The sequence below is a fragment of the Oryzihumus sp. JJN4-3R genome, assembly GCF_057747915.1.
In genome coordinates this window covers 1,634,699-1,653,508 of sequence record NZ_CM173229.1, presented here as the reverse complement: position 1 = coordinate 1,653,508, position 18,810 = coordinate 1,634,699, and the positions used below count along the sequence as shown (strand labels likewise).

16 protein-coding genes are annotated in these 18,810 nt (G+C 73.5%); 11 read left to right on the top strand and 5 right to left on the bottom strand.

Annotation, left to right across the window (positions count from 1 at the left end; translation table 11 throughout):
• Positions 1 to 54: 54 nt before the first annotated feature.
• Complete coding sequence (gene xseA, locus AC3ANM_RS07525; protein WP_488287522.1) at positions 55 to 1,290, bottom strand: exodeoxyribonuclease VII large subunit; 1,236 nt, start codon at positions 1,288 to 1,290, stop codon at positions 55 to 57.
• A 138-nt stretch (positions 1,291 to 1,428) separates the two neighbouring features.
• On the opposite strand from xseA, the gene AC3ANM_RS07520 reads away from it, so the two are divergent.
• Complete coding sequence (locus AC3ANM_RS07520) at positions 1,429 to 2,448, top strand: 4-hydroxy-3-methylbut-2-enyl diphosphate reductase (protein WP_488287521.1); 1,020 nt, start codon at positions 1,429 to 1,431, stop codon at positions 2,446 to 2,448.
• Between the two features lie 66 nt (positions 2,449 to 2,514).
• Here AC3ANM_RS07520 and AC3ANM_RS07515 read toward each other — a convergent pair whose 3' ends face one another.
• On the bottom strand, positions 2,515 to 3,717 hold the full coding sequence (locus AC3ANM_RS07515; protein WP_488287520.1) for a DNA recombination protein RmuC: 1,203 nt from the start codon (positions 3,715 to 3,717) through the stop codon (positions 2,515 to 2,517).
• A 213-nt stretch (positions 3,718 to 3,930) separates the two neighbouring features.
• Between AC3ANM_RS07515 and AC3ANM_RS07510 the strand changes: the two genes are divergently transcribed.
• From AC3ANM_RS07510 to AC3ANM_RS07490, 5 genes are all read left to right on the top strand, one after another.
• The gene (locus AC3ANM_RS07510) at positions 3,931 to 5,103 is read left to right on the top strand and encodes a S53 family peptidase (protein WP_488287519.1); all 1,173 of its coding nucleotides are present in this window, start codon (positions 3,931 to 3,933) and stop codon (positions 5,101 to 5,103) included.
• Between the two features lie 104 nt (positions 5,104 to 5,207).
• Positions 5,208 to 6,293: a redox-regulated ATPase YchF gene (gene ychF / locus AC3ANM_RS07505; protein WP_488287518.1), complete on the top strand. Its 1,086-nt coding sequence runs from the start codon at positions 5,208 to 5,210 to the stop codon at positions 6,291 to 6,293.
• Between the two features lie 711 nt (positions 6,294 to 7,004).
• On the top strand, positions 7,005 to 8,132 hold the full coding sequence (locus AC3ANM_RS07500) for a phosphodiester glycosidase family protein (RefSeq protein WP_488287517.1): 1,128 nt from the start codon (positions 7,005 to 7,007) through the stop codon (positions 8,130 to 8,132).
• Between the two features lie 90 nt (positions 8,133 to 8,222).
• A complete protein-coding gene (locus tag AC3ANM_RS07495; RefSeq protein ID WP_488287516.1) occupies positions 8,223 to 9,548 on the top strand; it encodes a PP2C family protein-serine/threonine phosphatase in 1,326 nt (441 codons plus the stop codon).
• An 86-nt stretch (positions 9,549 to 9,634) separates the two neighbouring features.
• Positions 9,635 to 10,342 carry a hypothetical protein gene (locus AC3ANM_RS07490; RefSeq protein ID WP_488287515.1) on the top strand — a complete coding sequence of 236 codons (708 nt, stop codon included), beginning with the start codon at positions 9,635 to 9,637 and terminating at the stop codon, positions 10,340 to 10,342.
• 30 nt (positions 10,343 to 10,372) lie between these two features.
• On the opposite strand, the gene AC3ANM_RS07485 is transcribed toward AC3ANM_RS07490, so the two are convergent.
• The 3 genes from AC3ANM_RS07485 to AC3ANM_RS07475 form a co-directional block, all read right to left on the bottom strand.
• On the bottom strand, positions 10,373 to 10,768 hold the full coding sequence (locus AC3ANM_RS07485) for a VOC family protein (protein WP_488287514.1): 396 nt from the start codon (positions 10,766 to 10,768) through the stop codon (positions 10,373 to 10,375).
• Positions 10,769 to 10,875: 107 nt separating this feature from the next.
• A complete protein-coding gene (locus AC3ANM_RS07480; RefSeq protein WP_488287513.1) occupies positions 10,876 to 11,742 on the bottom strand; it encodes a hypothetical protein in 867 nt (288 codons plus the stop codon).
• A 174-nt stretch (positions 11,743 to 11,916) separates the two neighbouring features.
• Positions 11,917 to 12,594: a YwaF family protein gene (locus AC3ANM_RS07475; RefSeq protein ID WP_488287512.1), complete on the bottom strand. Its 678-nt coding sequence runs from the start codon at positions 12,592 to 12,594 to the stop codon at positions 11,917 to 11,919.
• 143 nt (positions 12,595 to 12,737) lie between these two features.
• On the opposite strand from AC3ANM_RS07475, the gene AC3ANM_RS07470 reads away from it, so the two are divergent.
• The 5 genes from AC3ANM_RS07470 to AC3ANM_RS07450 all read left to right on the top strand — a co-directional run bounded on the left by AC3ANM_RS07470 (position 12,738) and on the right by AC3ANM_RS07450 (position 18,782).
• A complete protein-coding gene (locus tag AC3ANM_RS07470; RefSeq protein ID WP_488287511.1) occupies positions 12,738 to 14,396 on the top strand; it encodes an NAD(P)/FAD-dependent oxidoreductase in 1,659 nt (552 codons plus the stop codon).
• The gene (locus AC3ANM_RS07465; RefSeq protein ID WP_488287510.1) at positions 14,396 to 15,835 is read left to right on the top strand and encodes an ATP-binding protein; all 1,440 of its coding nucleotides are present in this window, start codon (positions 14,396 to 14,398) and stop codon (positions 15,833 to 15,835) included. Before AC3ANM_RS07470 ends, AC3ANM_RS07465 begins: the two co-directional genes overlap by 1 nt.
• Before the next feature lie 300 nt (positions 15,836 to 16,135).
• Complete coding sequence (locus AC3ANM_RS07460; RefSeq protein ID WP_488287509.1) at positions 16,136 to 16,657, top strand: CDP-alcohol phosphatidyltransferase family protein; 522 nt, start codon at positions 16,136 to 16,138, stop codon at positions 16,655 to 16,657.
• Positions 16,654 to 17,547 (top strand): phosphatidate cytidylyltransferase, encoded by an 894-nt coding sequence (locus AC3ANM_RS07455; RefSeq protein ID WP_488287508.1) that lies wholly within the window; start codon positions 16,654 to 16,656, stop codon positions 17,545 to 17,547. The genes AC3ANM_RS07460 and AC3ANM_RS07455 overlap by 4 nt, the downstream gene beginning before the upstream one ends.
• Positions 17,544 to 18,782: a lysophospholipid acyltransferase family protein gene (locus AC3ANM_RS07450; protein WP_488287507.1), complete on the top strand. Its 1,239-nt coding sequence runs from the start codon at positions 17,544 to 17,546 to the stop codon at positions 18,780 to 18,782. The genes AC3ANM_RS07455 and AC3ANM_RS07450 overlap by 4 nt, the downstream gene beginning before the upstream one ends.
• Positions 18,783 to 18,810: the final 28 nt, after the last annotated feature.

Sequence of the window (18,810 nt, the reverse complement as noted above, 5' to 3'; positions counted from 1 at the left end):
GCCCAATTGTCGGTTTCGCATCACGCAAGCCCCCGGGCGCCTGTCCGCCGGCCCTCAGCCGACCGCCGTGGCGCCGAAGTCGCCGCGGGCCACACGCACGTGCAGCAGCTCCTTGGCCCGGACCTCGGCCTGGTCCATGACCACGTGCCCGTCGGCGTGCTGGACCACCGCGTAACCGCGGTCCAGGGTCGCCTGCGGTGAGAGTGCCCGGACCTGGGCCCGCAGGTGGCCGACCTGGTCCTGGGCGCGGTGCAACCCCGTCTCGACGCGCTGCCGGGCCCGGTGGGTCAGCCCGTCGAGCTCACGGCGGTGGACGGACAGGACGGCGTGGGGGTCGGCCATGACGGGTCGGGACATCAGGGTGGACAGGTGCCGCCGCTCGGACTCGACCCGGCCGCCGACCACCCGGCGGATGCGCTCGCAGCTGGTCCGCAGGCCGGCCCGCTCCTCGTGGACGTCGGGCACGACCCGCTTGCCGGCGTCGGTGGGGGTGGAGGCGCGCCAGTCGGCGACGAAGTCCAGCAGCGGGGTGTCGACGTCGTGCCCGATGGCGCTGACCACCGGCGTCCGGCAGTCGGCGACCGCGCGCACGAGCGCCTCGTTGCTGAAGCCGAGCAGGTCCTCGAAGGAGCCGCCGCCGCGGGCGATGACGATGACGTCCACCTCGGTGTCGGCGTCGAGCTCACGCAGGGCCTCGGTCACCTCCGGCACGGTGCCGGGACCCTGGACCGCGACCTGGCGGATGGCGAAGCGCACCGCCGGCCACCGGCGCCGGGCGTTCTCGACGACGTCCTTCTCGGCGGCGCTGGCCCGCCCGCAGACGAGGCCGACGGTGCGGGGCAGGAACGGCAGGGGGCGCTTGCGGTCGTGGTCGAACAACCCCTCGGCGGCGAGGGTGCGCTTGAGGTGCTCGAGGCGGGCGAGCAGCTCGCCGACCCCGACCGGCCGGATCTGGCGGGCGTCGAGCTGCAGCGTGCCGCGCTTGGTCCAGAAGGTGGGCTTGGCCTGGATGACCACCCGGGCGCCGTCGGTCAGGGGCGCCGCCATCGCGTCGAGGGCGTTGACCCGGATGGTGACGCTGAGCGACATGTCCACGTCGGCGTCACGCAGGGTGAGGTAGGCCGTCGCGGCCCCGGGCCGGCGGTTGAGCTGGACCACCTGCCCCTCGACCCACAGCGGGGACATCTTGTCGACGTAGTCGGCGATCTTGAGGCTGAGCAGCCGCACCGGCCACGGCTGCTCAGCCGTGGTGTCGGCCGCGCGCTCGGGGAGGGGGGCTGGACTGCTCACGCCGCAACCCTAGGTGCGGGGACCGACGCCGGTATGCCGGTTGGGCATCTCCGGCCCCCCGCCTCGGCGGGGTCCCCGACAACGGCGACGAGGGTCCCCGTGACCGTCGGGCACCGGCAGTCGACCTACGATGGGGCGGTGACTGACTCGACGAAGCGTGTCCTGCTCGCCGCGCCGCGTGGCTACTGCGCCGGTGTCGACCGTGCGGTGGTGACGGTCGAGAAGGCCCTGGAGCTGTACGGGCCGCCGGTCTACGTGCGCAAGGAGATCGTGCACAACAAGCACGTCGTCACCACGCTGCAGAAGCGCGGCGCGATCTTCGTCGACGAGACCGACGAGGTCCCTGAGGGCGCCACGGTCATCTTCTCGGCGCACGGTGTCGCGCCGATCGTCCACGAGGAGGCCAGGGCCCTCTCGCTGAAGACGATCGACGCCACGTGCCCGCTGGTCACCAAGGTCCACCGCGAGGCGGTCCGCTTCGCCAACGACGACTACGACATCCTGCTCATCGGCCACGAGGGCCACGAGGAGGTCGTCGGCACCTCCGGCGAGGCGCCCGAGCACATCACGCTGGTCGACGGCCCGGACGACGTGGCCAACGTCGAGGTGCGTGACCCCGCCAAGGTGGTGTGGCTCTCGCAGACCACGCTGTCGGTCGACGAGACGATGGAGACGGTGCGCCGGCTGCGGGAGCGCTTCCCCGAGCTGCAGGACCCGCCGAGCGACGACATCTGCTACGCCACGCAGAATCGCCAGCTCGCGGTGAAGCAGATGGCCGCCCAGACGGACCTGATGATCGTCGTCGGGTCGCGCAACTCCTCCAACTCGGTGCGCCTGGTCGAGGTGGCCCTGGAGCACGGCGCCAAGGCCGGGCACCTGGTCGACTACGCCGACGAGATCGACCCGGCCTGGCTGGAAGGCGTCGCCACGGTCGGCGTCACCTCCGGCGCCAGCGTCCCCGAGGTGCTGGTCCGCGACGTCCTGGCCTTCCTGGCCGAGCGCGGCTACGGCGACGTCGAGACCGTCGTCTCGGCCGAGGAGAGCCTGCTGTTCGCCCTGCCGAACGAGCTGCGCCGCGACATGAAGCGCCTGTCGGGGCAGGACCCCGAGAAGGTCCGCCACGACCCGTCCGCGCTGGACGCGAGCTCTCTGCACTGACCGCGAGCTCCCTGCACTGCCCACGGGCCGGCGCCCCGAGGGCGCCGGCCCGTGGTGAGCACGTCCTCAGGACGCGGAGCGGTGCCCCTCGGCCGCGCCGTCCACGTGCTGCGGCGCGACCTGCGGACCGATCTGGGGGCGAGCCACCTCGGTGTCGAGCGCGTCGAGCAGCTCGGCCGCGGTGAGCGGACGGGGCCCCACCTCCAGCGGCATGAGCTCGGGCAGCGGGGTGTCGGCGAGCTCGAGGTCGTGCATCTTGCGGGCGGTCACGAGCACCCGGGCCTCCAGCGCCCCGACGAGCGCGTTGTAGCTCTCCACGGACTTCTGCAGGGAGGCGCCCATCTTCGTGGCGTGCGAGCCCAGGGTGCCCAGCCGCGCGTACAGCTGGTTGCCGAGATCGAGCAGCTGGCGGGCATTGGTGGTCAGCGCGTCCTGCTGCCACGTGAAGGCGACGGTGCGCAGCAGCGCCATCAGCGTGCCGGGGGAGGCGATGACGACCTTGCGGCTCAGGGCCTGCTCGTGCAGGCCGGGCTCGGCCGAGAGCGCCGCCGCGAGGATGGCGTCGCCGGGCACGAAGCAGACCACCATCTCCGGTGAGGTGGTGAACGCCGACCAGTAGGCCTTGGCGGCGAGCTGCTCGACGTGGCCGCGCAGGGAGGCGGCGTGGCTGGCCAGCAGGCGGGTCCGCTCGGAGGCGTCGATCGTGTCGCTCTGCGCAGCAAGGAAGGCCGTCATCGGCGCCTTGGAGTCCACGACGAGGCACTTGCCGCCGGGGAGGCGCACGAGGACGTCAGGGCGAATCCCCTTGTCGTGGCTGCTGATCGCGCTGACCTGCTCGTCGAAGTCGCAGCGCGGGAGCATGCCCGCGTGCTCCAGCACCCGGCGCAGCTGCACCTCGCCCCAGGAGCCCCGCACCGTGGAGGCGTTGAGCGAACCGGCCAGGGAGGCCGTCTGGGAGCGCAGGGCCTCCGTCGTGCTCGACACGGCGGTCAGCTGCTGGCCCAGGGCGCTGAACTGCTCGACCCGGTCCCGCTCGAGGGTGCTCACCTGCCGCTCCACCCGGCCGAGGGCGTCACGCAGGGGGGCAAGGATCGTCGCGGTCTGGGCGTCGTCGCTGACGGCCGCCTCCAGGTCGACGATGCGCTCGCGCAGCAGGTCACGCTCGGTCGTCAGAGCGGCCGAGCGCCCCGCGAACAGCAGGCGGCAGACCACAACCGCTCCCAAGGCCCCCAGCAGCAGGCCTCCCAGCAACGCCAACACGATTCCCATGGCGCAGACCGTCGCACACGCCACCGACAACGGCTCGGCCGCAACGCCCTGCATTGCCATGCGGTTGCCTGACGCAGGTCAAGGGATCGTCATGATTGCGCCGATCCAGTGCAAGAACTTCCGGAATCGCCCGTTTGGGATGGCGTGACGTCCGTCTCACGACACACGATCCCGCCGTGGCCCAGCCCGGGCCACCCCCGATCTGGAGGTCTCATGAAGCGCTTCACCCTGTCTGTGGCGGTCGGATCGGCTGCCGCGGCCCTGCTGGTCGGCACGACGACCAGCGCCATGGCCCAGCCAACACCTTCCGGCTCCGCCCGTGGCACCGAGCACATCTGCGCCGCGCCCGCCAAGGGCTACGCCAGCTGCAACGCGATCGTCGTCACCGACGCCTCGGGCAAGCCGGTCGCGAACGTGACCCCCAGCGGCCTCGGCCCCAGCGACATCCGCTCGGCCTACGGCCTGACCAGCGCCTCCAGCGGTGGCCGCACCGTCGCCATCGTCGACGCGTACAACGACCCGACAGCCGAGGCCGACCTCGCCACCTACCGCTCGCAGTTCGGGCTGCCGGCCTGCACCACGGCCAACGGTTGCTTCCGCAAGGTGAGCCAGACCGGCAGCACCACCGCTCTTCCCAGGACCGACGCCGGCTGGGCGACCGAGATCAGCCTGGACCTCGACATGGTCTCGGCGGCCTGCCCCGACTGCAAGATCCTGCTCGTCGAGGCCAAGTCCGCCTCGTTCGCCGACCTGGGTACGGCCGTCAACTACGCCGCCACCCAGGGCGTCGCCGCGATCAGCAACAGCTACGGCGGCTCGGACAGCTCCCAGCTTGCGGCCTACGACCACCCCGGCATCGCGATCACCGCGTCCACCGGTGACAACGGCTACGGCATCGAGTCGCCCGCCTCCTTCAAGACGGTCGTGGCCGTCGGTGGCACGAGCCTGACCAAGGCTGGCAACGCCCGCGGCTGGAGCGAGAGCGCGTGGAGCGGCGCCGGCAGCGGCTGCTCCACCCTCAACGCCAAGCCGACCTGGCAGACCTCGGCCACCCAGTGCTCGGGCAAGGCCAACGCGGACGTCTCCGCGGTCGCCGACCCGAACACCGGCGTCGCGGTCTACGACTCCACCGTCTACCAGGGCCGTAGCGGCTGGCAGGTCTACGGCGGCACCAGCGCTTCGTCGCCGATCATCGGCAGCGTCTACGCCCTCTCCGGCAACACCTCCGGCTACCCCGCGTCCTACACCTGGGCGCACACCTCCGGCCTGAACGACGTCACCTCCGGCTCCAACGGCACCTGCACGACCACCGTGTGGTGCACCTCCGGCGCCGGCTGGGACGGCCCGACGGGCCTGGGCACGCCGAACGGCACCAGCGCGTTCTGATCCAGCACATCGCGTCCTGACGCGAGGGAGGGCCCGGTCCAGGTGACCGGGCCCTCCTGCTGCATTCACGGCATACCGGGTCTGGCCGTTAGACTCCTGACCCCGTGGCTCTCACTATCGGCATCGTCGGCCTGCCCAACGTCGGCAAGTCCACGCTCTTCAACGCCCTGACCAAGAACAACGTGCTCGCGGCGAACTACCCGTTCGCGACGATCGAGCCCAACGTCGGCGTGGTGCCGCTGCCCGACTCGCGCCTGGGCCGGCTCGCGGAGATCTTCGGGTCGGAGAAGATCCTGCCGGCCACGGTGAGCTTCGTCGACATCGCCGGCATCGTCCGCGGCGCCTCCGAGGGGGAGGGCCTGGGCAACAAGTTCCTGGCCAACATCCGCGAGGCCGACGCGATCTGCCAGGTCGTGCGGGCCTTCGAGGATGGTGACGTCGTCCACGTCGACGGCAAGGTCAGCCCCGCCAGCGACATCGAGACGATCCACACCGAGCTGATCCTCGCCGACCTCCAGACCCTCGAGAAGGCCGTGCCGCGCCTCGAGAAGGAGGCCCGGATCAACAAGGACAAGAAGGCCTCCCTCGAGCTGGCCGTCGCCGCGCAGAAGGTCCTCGAGGAGGGCCACACCCTGTATGCCGCCGGGCCGGCTGCCGGGGTCGACCTCGCCGAGGCCAAGACCCTCGGGCTGCTCACGACCAAGCCGTTCATCTACGTCTTCAACCTCGACGAGGACCAGCTGGCCGACACCGAGCTGCAGGCCTCGCTGCGCGAGCTCGCCGCGCCCGCCGACGCCGTCTTCCTCAACGCCAAGCTCGAGATGGACCTCATGGAGATGGAGGCCGACGAGGCGCTGGAGCTGCTCCAGAGCTTCGGCGCGGAGGAGTCAGGCCTGGACCAGCTCGCCCGGGTCGGCTTCCACACCCTCGGCCTGCAGACCTACCTGACCGCCGGGCCGAAGGAGTCGCGCGCCTGGACGATCGGCAAGGGCTGGACCGCCCCGCAGGCCGCCGGCGTCATCCACACCGACTTCCAGCGCGGGTTCATCAAGGCCGAGATCGTCTCCTTCGACGACCTCGTCGACGCCGGGTCGATGGCCGAGGCGAAGTCGCGCGGCAAGGTCCGCATGGAGGGCAAGGACTACGTCATGGCCGACGGCGACGTGGTCGAGTTCCGCTTCAACGTCTGAGCCGACGGCGCCTCCGCCAGACTGTGACGGTCAGGCAGGGGAGGCGGGCAATGGGCGACGACGCGTGGGAGGCCGTTGGCGGCCTGCAACGGTCACCCATGCAGAACGTGACGTGGCCGCTGGTCAGCCTTCTCGCCACGAGCGAGCGACTGTCGTTCCGGCCGCGGTTCGGACTTCGCCAGCTCACCGGCCCCTGGAGCGTCGATCGAGCGCAGGTGCGAAGGGTTCGCGCGACGCGCATCTGGTGGTCGACCGGGATCGAGCTGCTCCTCGATGACGGCAGACGCTGGGTCTTCTGGACGTTCGTCCCCGAGGAAGCCCAGCAGGCTGGAGCGCCTGGGCTACCCGGTGCCACGCCCCTGAGCCACCGACGACGGCGACCGTCTGCGCAGCCCACTGTGCAGGCGTTTCACAGACAGCCTGAAGCTGTTGAGGCTTAGATGAGCCCGTCAGCACGGTGGCGCTCTCGAACTGCCGGAGGACGAGGAGGCGCAGCACACGCGGGCGGTCAGGCGTTGGAGGGGCAGAGGACGGGCGGTCAGGATGGATGATCCACAACGCACGGGCACGGGTCCCGGGGTGGGCGTGCCACCTGCGGCGGCTGACTCACTGCCCGGCGCGGCCCCCGGCGGGACCGGGCGGGACCGCCGGCGGAAGCTGCGCGACCCGGCTGCTGTCGCACGTCGACGACGTCGACGCCTCCTGGCGTCCGTGCCCCTCCTGGCCCTGCTGCTGTGGGCGATCGTGTCGTACGGGGCCTGGATGCTGCAGCCGACGAGCATGTCTCCCGGCGTGCGCAGCGTCGAGTGGGTGAGGGCCGAGGTGCCCTTCGGCAACCCGCTGGTCGACGAGGTCGAGCACGCCTACTACAGCTGGACCGCGCCCCAGAGGGGCGGGCCGTCGCTGAAGAGCCTGCCCGCCGTCGGGCTGCGCCAGCCCCCACGGAGCCGCCTGCAGGCCCCCGCGGCGCCCGGGGAGGCCTCGGCCTGGCCGAGGCCGGTCACGCCGGTCTTCCCGCACCCGCTGGCCGGTGAAGGTGTCTGGGTGCCCGTCGGCCCGCGCTTCGACAAGGGCGCACCGGTGCTGGTGACGACCTATCGCCCTGATCCGGACTACCCGAGCATCGTCGCGTACGTCGGCTGGTTCGACCACACGCGTACCGCGATCGGCTTCTACCCCGGCCGGTACGAGCCACCGCGCGCCGCCGTGCGCGGGCCGATGATGGTCCCGAACTCGCAGCGCTCGCGGTTGCTTGCCACCTTCAACGGGGGCTTCACCTACGTGGACGGCCACAACGGCTCGACCGACAACGGCCTCGTGAACGAACCGTTGAAGCGCGGCAACGCCACGCTCGTGGGCTATCGCGACGGGCACGTCGACATCGTGAGCTGGAGGGGCGGCGCGAACGCCGGGCCGGACGTGGCGTGGGCCCGCCAGAGCCTGGCACCGATCGTCGAGAACGGCCGCGTCAATCCCGCGCTGAACTCGAACCCGAACAGCCCCCAATGGGGCTACACGCTCGGCGGGGTCACCCGTGTCTGGCGGACCGGCGTCGGCATCGACCGACGCGGCAATCTCATCTACGTCGCCGCCCCCGGCCAGACGGTGATCACCCTGGCCAAGATCCTCCAGCACCTCGGTGCGGTGCGGGCGATGGAGTTCGACATCAACCCCGAATGGCACACGTTCGTCACCTACACCCACCTCCACGGCCTCACCCCGACCCAGGTCGGACGCAACCCGATGCAGTCGGACACCCGCTACCTCGTCCCCGACGACCGCGACTTCTTCGCGGTGTACCAACGGTCGCCGGGCCCAGTCACCGTCCCCTTCAGCTAGGCCTTCCGCGGGCGCCTGCTCCCTTTGCCTGACGAACCTCGGACCAACGGCATCTGGACGGCGGGCCCGGCCCGACCCGAGCCTTGACGTGTGACCGGGCACGACGTCGCTCCTCCTCCGGCCGGCGCGCCGTCGGTCGCTGCGGAGGCCCAGACCGACACGGCTGCCCTGCGCCGGCGGGTCCGTGCCGTCGAGGAGGAGCTGGCGCGGACCCGGGCCATCACCTCGCTGACGATCCGCCTGGCGTATGCCCGGGTGCCGGGGGACGTCGTCGACGTCCTCGCCGCCGAGGCGCCCGCTGCCTTGGGGGCCAGCCTGTCCGACGTCTCGCTGCTGGACCCACGGACCCGGACCCTGCACCTGGTCGCGGCGACGGGGACCCCGAGCGACGTGGCGGAGGAGTTCGCGACCTACCCGCTCGATGCCCCGCTGCCGACCCGCGACGCGCTGTCCGAGCGCCGGCCGGTCCTGATGCGCTCGATCCGCGAACGCGACGAGCTCTATCCCGCGCTGGCATCCGTCACGGTGGCCGAGCGTGCCTTCGCGATCCTGCCCCTGGTCCACGGCGACGTGGCGCTCGGATCGGTGGGGTTCGGCTGGAGCGAGGAGCAGTCGTTCCCGCCGGCCGAGCTCGAGACCATGCAGCTGATCGCCGACCTGTGCGCGGCCGCGCTCGAACGCACGCGGCTCTACCAGGCCGAGCACGACATCGCAGAGGAGCTCCAGCGCGCCCTCCTGCCGGGGACGCTGCCCCGGCTGCCGTGGCTGGACCTCGCGGTGCGCTACCGCCCCTCCGGGCTGACGGCGCAGGTCGGCGGCGACTGGTACGACGCCTTCGAGCTCCCGCGCGGCAGGTTCGCCGTGGTCATCGGCGACGTGTCCGGGCACGGCGTCACGGCCGCGGCCCGGATGGGACAGCTGCGCCAGAGCCTTCGGGACCGCTCCCGCCCGGGGTCCCAGCCGTGCACCGTCATGCGCCGGCTCAACCGGACGGCGATGGAGCTGGGCAGCGATGACCTGCTGGCCACCTGCTGCTACCTGACGATCGACCCGGATCAGGGGCGGATCACCTGGGCCAACGCCGGTCACCCGCCGCCGGTCCTCAGCTCCTCTGCCACGACCACGCTGCTGGGCGGCACCGGGCAGCCGCCGCTGGCCGTGGTCGCCAACACGCCGTACCGGCAGAAGGGCAAGGCCATCGGCCCGTCGACGCGGCTCGTCCTCTACACCGACGGTCTGATCGAGCGGCGGGACATGCGGCTCGAGGACTCCCTGGCCCTGCTCCAGTCCGCCGTCCGGGGCGGGCCCGAGTCCGCGGCCGACCTCTGTGACCACCTCATGGACACCTTCGCCGTGTCCGAGGCCGAGGACGACGTCACGGTCATCGTCGCCGACCTCCGGGCCGTTGCTGGTTGACCGACGCCGCTGGATGCCATAGACCGTGACCATCGCGGGGGCCAACGGGGGGCGCCCGCTCCAGCGCAGCGAAGGGCGGTCGGCGCATGTCCCTTCGCTTCGAGCCGGACGTGTCGCAGGCCGACTGGTTCGCGCTTCGCACGGAGCAGTGGCGGCAGCTGTGCGCGCTGGGACCGGGCGGCTACGCGCGATACGCGCGCCTGTTCCACCCGGCCGGCCAGGGTGACGACGCAGGCGACCCGGATGACCTCATGAACCGCCGGGGCGACCTCGAACCGGCGACCCTGCAGCGGCTGCTGACCGTCCTGGGCCGGCACACCACAACACCGGGGGACTGCTTCTTCGGCCTGTGGGAGGGGTTCGGCTGGATCCGGGGCAGTCCGTCGATCGCGATGTACCAGGGGTTCGTCCAGCGCCGCCTGGCGCGACAGGCCGTCCGGCTCACCGTCGCTCCCGCGTTCCCGCCGGAGGTGATGGCCGGCCCGCGGGTCAGGATCCCGGCGCGCGACTACCTGCTCTTCCGTGGGCCGCTGGGCCAGGCGGGGCAGTGGGGCGCCGCCGAGATGGCGCCCGGCCAGCCGCGCCCGGGCAACAGCCCCAACCTGATGTGGCCCGCGGACCGCGCGTGGTTCGTCGCCACCGAGATCGACCTGCCGTGGACCGGCATCGGCGGCAGCGTCGAGCTGGTCGACGACCTGCTGGCAGAGGGCTCGCTCGACGTCGAGCGGGTCGAGCCCGGCACCGACCCCGGCTACTGGCGCGGCGGGGCGGGCCCGGACTCCCCACCGTCCTGAGGCGTCGACCGCGCGAGTGGCCCGGGCCGGCTATGCCGCGTTCGGGTCGGGCTGGTGGATGCCGAAGGTGTTGCCCTCGGTGTCGAGGTAGTAGCCCTGCCACGCCATCCCGGTCAGGGCCATCTTGGGCAGGGCCACCTGCCCGCCGGCGCCCAGGATGCGGCGCTCGGTCTCGTCGTAGTCACCGACGCCGATCGTGCAGACGAAGGCGTTGGTGCCCTGCTGCGGCGCCGGCGCCGGGACCGGCCGCTGGAGCAGGCCGCCGTTGATGCCCGGCTCGTCCTCGGGGCCGGAGAGGATGCCCCAGTACGCCGAGCCGGTGGTCCCGCTCCAGTCCTGGAAGTCCCAGCCGAACGCCGCGGCGTAGAACGCCTTGGCCCGCTCGACGTCGTCGGCCTGGATCTCGAAGTGCACCACGCGTGACATGCCGGTCCTCCTCGGTCGGGGTCTCCCGCCAGTCTCACACCGTGCGGCGCCCCCGTCCTCACGTTCGGACGGCCCACCCGCACTGCCGCGGACGAGCCCCGCACCGATCACCCCGCTCGGGGCTCGTCCGCCCGATCGTCCGCCTGGGCGTCGGCGCCGCGCAGCCGCCCGACGTTGATCGCCATCCGGGCGTCGGGGCTGATGATCCAGCGCAGCCCACCGGCGATGATCTCCACGCCGAACTCGCGCGGCGCGCCCAGCTCGCCGCCGGCGAGGGCGCCCAGCCGGGCCCGCAGCGCCGCGTCGAGCTCCTCGTCACTGGCCTGCCGCAGCCCGGCGAACCGCGCGAAGTTCGTGCGGATCAGGCCGGTGAGGTGGACCGTCGACGGGTCCACTGCCGCGCCCACGTCGGCCGGGTCGAGCACCGGACCGGCCGGGGGCTGCGCGCCGGAGCGGTCGCGGCGGTGTGGGCTGGGGGAGGCGCGGCGCACCTTGGGGAAGCGGGAGGGCACGTCGGCCTTGACCTGCTCCCAGGTGCGCTCGCGGTGCACGGTCGAGTAGCCGACGACGGTGCTGAGGTCGGGGGACAGGGACAGGTGGAAGCCGGCCCGCGCCAGGTGGGCGTAGCCGTCACGGTAGGACCGGGCGCTCTTGAGCAGGAAGTCCTCCAGCATCGCCGTCAGCTGCGTGCGGGCCGCCGCGCCGGAGCCGCCGTGGTGGAAGCGGAAGCTGTCCTCGGCGCGCTGGCTGATCCGGATGTCCTCGACCTCGTCGAGCTCGATGTCGACCGGCACGTGACCGGTCTCGCGGATGTGCCGGGCCGTGCCGCGCAGCGCGCGGTGGCTCTCCGGGGCGAGGTCGCCGCTGGGGCGGATGAAGCCCTGACAGCCCGGCTGCCGGCACCAGCCGTCCGAGGCGTCGGTCGCGTTCGCGCAGCGCTCCCCGTCGGAGTGGTAGCGCGAACACCGGCCCACGGGCACTCCTGTCTGTCCTCGGGCCCCAAGTATGCCGCCACTCACCTGGGTGAGGGACGGTCGGTGAGGGGCGGGACCGGTCGGTGAGGGACGCGGCACAGCCGCGCCCGCGCGATACCGCTGCTGTCCTCACCCAGCGGCGCGAGATGCCGGGCGGAGGCGGACGAGGGCGCGTCACCGGGAGACGGTGCGGCGGCGTCGGAAGGGTGCGTCCAGGAGCAGCAACAGGACCAAGGCCACCCCGGCGGCGCTGAGGATGTACCAGGGCCACGGGCCGAGGACCGAGAGCAGCGAGACGTTCTGCGGGGTCGCGGCGAGGAACATGTAGTTGGACCCGGTGGCCCAGTCGAACACGCCCACCACGGCCGTCCACGCCACGGTGATGGCGAAGACGCGGGGCACCGACCCCGGCCGGGGGCGCAGCCGCAGACCCACCACCAGGTAGAGCGCGGCGATGACGATCCCGACGTGCCCGACGACGAACTCGAAGAACTCCAGCTGCGGGAAGCTCGCGGACAGGTCCGGGGTCAGGACCGCCTGCAGCGTGCCGGTCAGGCCCCAGAAGTAGGTCAGCTCCACGGCAAGCGCCCACCACGGTGCCCAGCACGCCACGGCGGCGACGATGAGGGCCAGGTCGCACAGGGCCAGCGGCAACGAGGTCTGCACCGACCAGCGCCCGTTGACCACGGGGGACAGCAGGAAGACGACCGCGTCGGTCGCCAGCACGACCGCGATCACCCGCCCTGGCCAGCGGGTCCACGGCCCGGGCGACCGCCGGCACGCCACGCACAGGACCGTGCAGGTCACCGCGCCGATGCCCACGGCGACCCAGTAGGGCAGCGGACTGCTCACCGCCCCATCATCCGCCGCGGGTGTGGCCGCTCGGGCCCTGCCGCCGCGGCCCACCCCGCACCTATGCTGCGGAGGTAGCCGGTTCCATCGTCCCTCAGGCCTTTGCACGCGGCGGGCCACGAGGTCGCCCGAAGGCTGAGGTCATGACCAGACCGACCATCCTGACCGTCGACGACGACCCCCAGGTCTCCGCCGCCATCGGCCGCGACCTGCGCCGCCGCTACGGCGAGGACTACCGGATCGTGCGCGCGACGTCCGGGGCCGAGGCGCTGGCCGCGCTGACCGAGCTCGCGCTGCGCGACCAGCCCGTGGCCCTCATCGCGGCCGACCAGCGCATGCCGCAGATGACCGGCATCGAGCTGCTCGAGCAGTCCCGCACGCACGCCCCGACGGCCAAGCTCGTGCTGCTCACCGCCTACGCCGACACCGACGTGGCCATCGCGGCCATCAACGAGATCGGGCTGGACCACTACCTGCTCAAGCCGTGGGACCCGCCCGAGGAGCGGCTCTACCCCGTCCTCGACGACCTCCTCGGCGACTGGCACCAGGCCAACCCCGACCACACCTCCGACGTCCGGGTGGTGGGGCACCGCTGGTCCGAGCGCAGCTATGAGGTCAAGACCTTCCTCGCGCGCAACCACGTGCCCTACCGCTGGTACGACGTCGAGCGGGACGCCGAGGCGCAGCGGCTGGCCGGGCTCGCGCAGGCGTCCGCCGCCGACCTCCCGCTGGTGCTGCTGCCCGAGGGGGCGACCCTCACCTCCCCGTCGGTGCTGGACCTCGCCGGAGCGCTGGGGTTGCGCACCACCGCACGCCAGCCCCTGTATGACGTGTGCATCGTGGGCGGGGGGCCGGCCGGCCTGGCCGCTGCCGTGTACGCCGCCTCGGAGGGTCTGAGCACCGTGGTCGTCGAGCGGGAGGCGCCGGGCGGACAGGCGGGGCAGAGCGCGTCGATCGAGAACTACCTCGGCTTCCCCAAGGGCCTGACCGGGTCCGACCTGGCCCAGCGGGCGCTGGCCCAGGTGGTCCGCTTCGGCGCCGAGCTGGTCCTGGCCCGGGACGTCAGCGGCTTCGAGCCGCGCGGTCCGGTCCGCGCGGTGCTGCTCGAGGGCGGCGGCGAGATCGAGGCCCGGGCGCTGGTCGTGGCCACGGGCGTGTCCTACCGCCGCCTGGAGGCGGACGGCCTCGCCGAGCTCACCGGCCGGGGCGTCTACTACGGCGCCAGCGCCAGCGAGGCGAGCCAGTGCGAGGGTGAGGACGTCTACGTCGTCGGTGCCGCGAACTCGGCCGGCCAGGCCGCGCTCAACCTGGCCCGGTTCGCCAAGCGGGTGGTCCTGGTGGTCCGGGCGGCGACGCTGGAGCTGACGATGTCGCGCTACCTCGTCGAGCGGATCACGGCGGCACCCAACATCGAGGTGCGCTGCCGCAGCGAGGTGCGCGCGGCCTCCGGGGAGGGTCACCTGGAGTCGCTGACGCTCGTGGACCGGGACTCCGGCGCGATCGAGCAGGTGCCCGCGAGCTGGCTGTTCGTGTTCATCGGCGCCTCACCGCGCACCGGGTGGCTCGGCCCGGACGTCGTCCGCGACGACAAGGGCTTCGTCGTCACCGGCCAGGACCTGCTGCTGCCGGGACGCCCGACGGGATGGTCGCAGCCGCGGGCCCCGTTCGCGCTGGAGACCAGCGTGCCCGGGGTGTTCGCGGCCGGCGACGTGCGCCTCGACTCCATGAAGCGGGTCGCCTCCGCCGTCGGCGAGGGGGCCATGGCCGTCCACCTCGTCCACCGTTACCTGGCCACCACCTGATGCGCGTCGACGACCTGCGCCCGCTCAGCGTCTTCGAGGGCCTGACCGACACCCAGCTGGCCGAGCTGCTGGCGGCCGGGACGGAGGTGCGGATCCAGCCCGGGGTCGACCTGTTCCGTGAGGGCGAGCACGCCGACCACTGGTGGGTGCTGGTCGACGGGTCGATCCACCTGGTCCGGCACGTCGGCCGGGAGGAGACCGTGGTCGGCAGCATGGACGTGCCGGGGCGCTGGGCCGGGGGGTTCCGCGCCTGGGACGAGCACGGCGTCTACCTCGCGACCGGCCGGGGCGTGGCGGACGGGCGGGTGCTGCGGGTGCCTGCGGCGGCGCTGCGCGAGCGGTCCTTCGCCTGGTTCCCCTTCGCCGGCCACCTCATCGAGGGGCTCTACGGCACGGCGCGCTCCATCGAGTCGACCGTCCGGCAGCGCGGGGCCCTGGTCACCCTCGGCACCCTGGCCGCCGGCCTCGCCCACGAGATCAACAACCCGGCAGCCGCCGCGACCCGGGCCGTCGCCGCCCTCGAGGACGCGTGCGACACGCTGCTCTCCTCGCTCGGCCGGCTCGCGCACGACGAGATCTCGGCCCGCCAGTTCACCGCCCTCGACGAGCTGCGCCGCGAGATCCGGCCCGGGACAAGGGCGCTCGATCCGCTGGCGGTTGCCGACCTCGAGGACGAGCTCGCCGACTGGCTCACCGAGCACGGGGTGGCCCGGGCGGGGAGCATCGCCTCGACGCTCGCCGTCGCCGGCGTGGACCGGGACTGGTGCGACCGGGCCGCCGCCGCTCTCCAGGGGACCGCGCTCGCGCCCGGGCTGGCCTGGGTGGCCAGCACCCTGGACACCACCACGCTCCTGGGCGAGGTGCGGGAGTCCACCCGCAGGGTCTCCGACCTCGTGGCGGCAGTGCGCTCCTACTCGCAGATGGACCGCGCCTCGATGCAGGTCGTGGACGTGACCGACGGCCTGGAGAGCACCCTCGTGATGCTGGGGCACAAGCTGCGTGACGGGGTCACGGTCGTGCGGGAGTACGGCCAGGACGTGCCGCCCCTCACCGCCTACGCCGGCGAGCTCAACCAGGTGTGGACCAACCTGATCGACAACGCCGTGGACGCGATGGGCGGGGCCGGCACGTTGCGGATCGCGACGCGCGGCGAGGACGGGGAGGTCGTCGTGGAGATCGGCGACACCGGGCCGGGGATGAGCCCGCAGGTGGCGGCCCGCGCGTTCGAGGCGTTCTACACGACCAAGGACGTGGGGCAGGGGACCGGCCTCGGCCTCGACATCGCCCGGCGCATCGTCCAGGAGCGCCACGGCGGCGCGATCGCCATCGACTCCCGTCCGGGTCGGACGGTCCTGACGGTCCGGCTCCCGGTCCGGGCCTCCGCGGTGCCCGAGGCGCCTGAGAAGCCCGGGGCACCCGCCGGGCACGACGCCCGCTGAACGCGCCCGCTGAACACGCCCGCCGGGCGGCCCGTGGCGGCGGGCGGAGCGTCACCGCCTCCACCACAGGGGTGGCACCGAATGGGTGCGGGTACTCATCCGCCGGCCCGCGTACATCGGGACAGTGGGAGGACGGGCCGCCCCGCCCGTCCTGACCCCTGGAGGCACCGATGCGCGGTCTCTACGCGCTCAAGCCCTGGTACACCGCCCGGCTCTCCGCCGCCGTCGCCCTCGCCTCGCGCCGCCGGCTCAGCCCCGACCTCTTCACGGCCCTGGGGGGTGGCCTGCGCAGGGGCCGCCGTGGTCGCGATCGCCGCAGGGTGGTGGCCGGCGGCCGGGATCCTGCTCGCGGGCCGCCTGGCCGGGGCCAACCTCGACGGCGCCGTCGCCCGGGCCAGGGGTGTCTCCCGCCCATGGGGCTTCGTGCTCAACGAGATCGGCGACCGCGCCGGCGACGCGCTGATGTTCGCCGGCCTGGTCGGTCTGGCGGTCATCCACGAGCCCCGCCCCTCGACGGTGGGGGTCGGGTCCGTGCACGTCTCGGCGCTGGTGCTCGTCCTGGTCGCGGCGGGCGCAGCGACGCTGCCCACCTTCGCCTCCCTGGCGAGCGCGGCCGCCGGCGGGCCCCGGCTCAACGGAGGGCCCGTCGGCAAGACCGAGCGCTGCGCGCTCGCCGTCCTCGCAGCCGGCCTCCCGGCATACCTCGGGGTCGTCGCCCTCGTGCTGGGACTGGGGTCGGTCGCCACCACGGTGCACCGGCTCCGCGTCGCCCATCGCGAGCTGGCCGCTCCGGACCGCGTCCCCGCGGCGGTGGCGCGATGAGCGTGCCCTGGGCGGACTGGTCGCGCTGGGGCCTGGCGGTCGACCTGGGGCCGGTCCACGTGGCGACCACCGGCCGGGGCGTGTTCCTGTTCTGGCTGACCGTGTCCGCGCTGGCCCTCGCCGGCGTCGCCGTGGCGCTCGCCCGCCGCGCCGAGCTGCGCCGCCGCTGGGTCACCTGGGCCCTCATCGCCCCCGTCGTCGGCCTGCCGATCTGGCTCGGCCCGGCCCCGACCGCGGTGCTCGCCACGCTGCTGGCCGTGCAAGCGGTTCGCGAGTATGCCGCCCTCACGGCGCTGCCGCGCCGGGACCGGTGGCTGCTCGTCGTGCTGGCGGTGGCCTTCCCGGTGGTGGCGCTGCTCGCCCCGGCCTACCTCTCGCTCACGCCGCTGGTGGCCCTCGCGTGTGCGCTGCTGCCGTTGCTGGACGGCGACACCAGCGGGGGCTTCCGCCGGGCGAGCCTGACCGCCTTCGGCGCTATCTGGCTCTGCTGGTCGCTGGCACACCTCGTGGTCCTGTGGAAGGACGCCTACCTCGTCTGCTTCGCCGCGGCGGCCGCTGACGTGGCCGCGTGGTGCGGCGGACAGGGACTGGGGGGACTGCGCTGGGCCCGCCGTCCACTGTCCCCGTTGTCGCCGAACAAGACTGTCGGCGGGGTCGTCGGCGCCGTGCTGGGCGCCGCCCTGGTCCTCGCCGTCGCCGGCCATCTCACCGCGGGCTGGGTGCTCGCGGTCGGAGTCGGGGGCGTCGTGGGTGACCTGCTCGAGTCGATGGTCAAGCGGCAGGCCGGGGTCAAGGACGCCGGCGCGTGGCTGCCCGGCTTCGGCGGCCTGCTGGACCGTGTCGACTCCCTGCTCATCGTCCTGCCGCTCGCGGCGGTGCTGACGTGGTGAGCCGGTCGACGACCCTGGCCTCTGCCCGTGTGCCGGCCCGGGCGGCCGCCGGGGTGGGCCCGCGGCACCGGCTCGCAGCCGCGCTGCGCCGCGCCCTCTGGCGCAGCGCGTTCACCCTCGGCGGCGCCGGTGTGCGGGTGACCGGCGAGCCCCCGCGCGGCGGCTGCGTCGTGGTGGCCAACCACAGCTCGCACGCGGACACCGCCGCCCTGCTCGCGGCGCTGCGTCCAGCCACCGCGCCGGTCATCGCCGCCGCGGCCGACCACTGGTTTGCCGTCCCGTGGCGGGCGTGGGTCTGCCGCTCACTCACCGGCGGGAGGCCGGTGCGCCGGGGCGGGGGAGGGTGGGCCGACCTCAACGCGCTCGGCGCCCAGACCCGCGCCGGCCGCGTGGTGGTCGTCTTCCCCGAGGGCACGCGCTCCCGCTCGGGCGACCTGGCAGCGTTCCACTCGGGGGCGTTCCGCCTCGCCGCCCAGGCCGGCGTCCCGGTCGTCCCGGCCGCCATCCTGGGCACCCGGGAGCTGCTGCCCGCGGATGCGAAGCGCCCGACCCCGGGACCAGTCGAGGTCCGCTTCGGTGCGCCGCTCGACCCCGGCCGCGCCGAGGCGCCCGCCCTGGCCCGGGAGGCGGTGGCGGCCCTGTCCGCACGCGGGCCGGCCGTCGCGGCGCAGGCCCGCAGCCACGCGGTTGCCCACCGCCTCGCGACCGGGCACGCCGGCGTGGCGCTGGCCTTCGGCTGGGGGGTCGCCGAGGCGCTGTCCTGGCCGCTGGTCGCCGAGCTGCTGCTCGCGCTGGTCGTGCCGTCGGCGGCGTTCCGGGCCTGGCGGCTGGTGCCGGCGCTGGCCGCCGGCTCGGTGGCGGGCGTGCTGGTGCACGCGTTCGCGGCCCGTCACGGGGTGTCCCTGCCCGCGCCGCTGACCACGGCCCGGATGCAGGCGACCGCCGGCGCCGAGCTGGCCGGCGAGGGGGCCCGGGCGATGTTCGAGCAGGTGCTCAACGGCATACCGGTCAAGGTCTACGCGGCCCAGGCCGGTGCCCAGCACGTCCCGCTGCCGGCGCTGGCCGTCACGGCGGCGCTGGCCCGGACCGCCCGGATGGTCGTCGTCGGAGTGGGGATCGCCGCGCTCGCCCACCTCGCGCGACGGCAGCTGCGCTCGGGCTACGGGATCTACCTCGCCGGCCTGGCGGTCGGCTTCCCGGTCGGCCTGACCCTGGTCGTGCGCTCCTGGAGCTGACCCCCGGGTGACTGGTCATTTAGGACTA

Excerpts from the sequence above, each read along its gene's own strand:
- AC3ANM_RS07515 (WP_488287520.1), bottom strand. The coding sequence starts at position 3,717 with ATGGGAATCGTGTTGGCGTTGCTGGGAGGCCTGCTGCTGGGGGCCTTG.
- AC3ANM_RS07510 (WP_488287519.1), top strand. The coding sequence starts at position 3,931 with ATGAAGCGCTTCACCCTGTCTGTGGCGGTCGGATCGGCTGCCGCGGCC.
- AC3ANM_RS07490 (WP_488287515.1), top strand. The coding sequence starts at position 9,635 with ATGTCCCTTCGCTTCGAGCCGGACGTGTCGCAGGCCGACTGGTTCGCG.
- AC3ANM_RS07485 (WP_488287514.1), bottom strand. The coding sequence starts at position 10,768 with ATGTCACGCGTGGTGCACTTCGAGATCCAGGCCGACGACGTCGAGCGG.
- AC3ANM_RS07470 (WP_488287511.1), top strand. The coding sequence starts at position 12,738 with ATGACCAGACCGACCATCCTGACCGTCGACGACGACCCCCAGGTCTCC.
- AC3ANM_RS07465 (WP_488287510.1), top strand. The coding sequence starts at position 14,396 with ATGCGCGTCGACGACCTGCGCCCGCTCAGCGTCTTCGAGGGCCTGACC.
- AC3ANM_RS07455 (WP_488287508.1), top strand. The coding sequence starts at position 16,654 with ATGAGCGTGCCCTGGGCGGACTGGTCGCGCTGGGGCCTGGCGGTCGAC.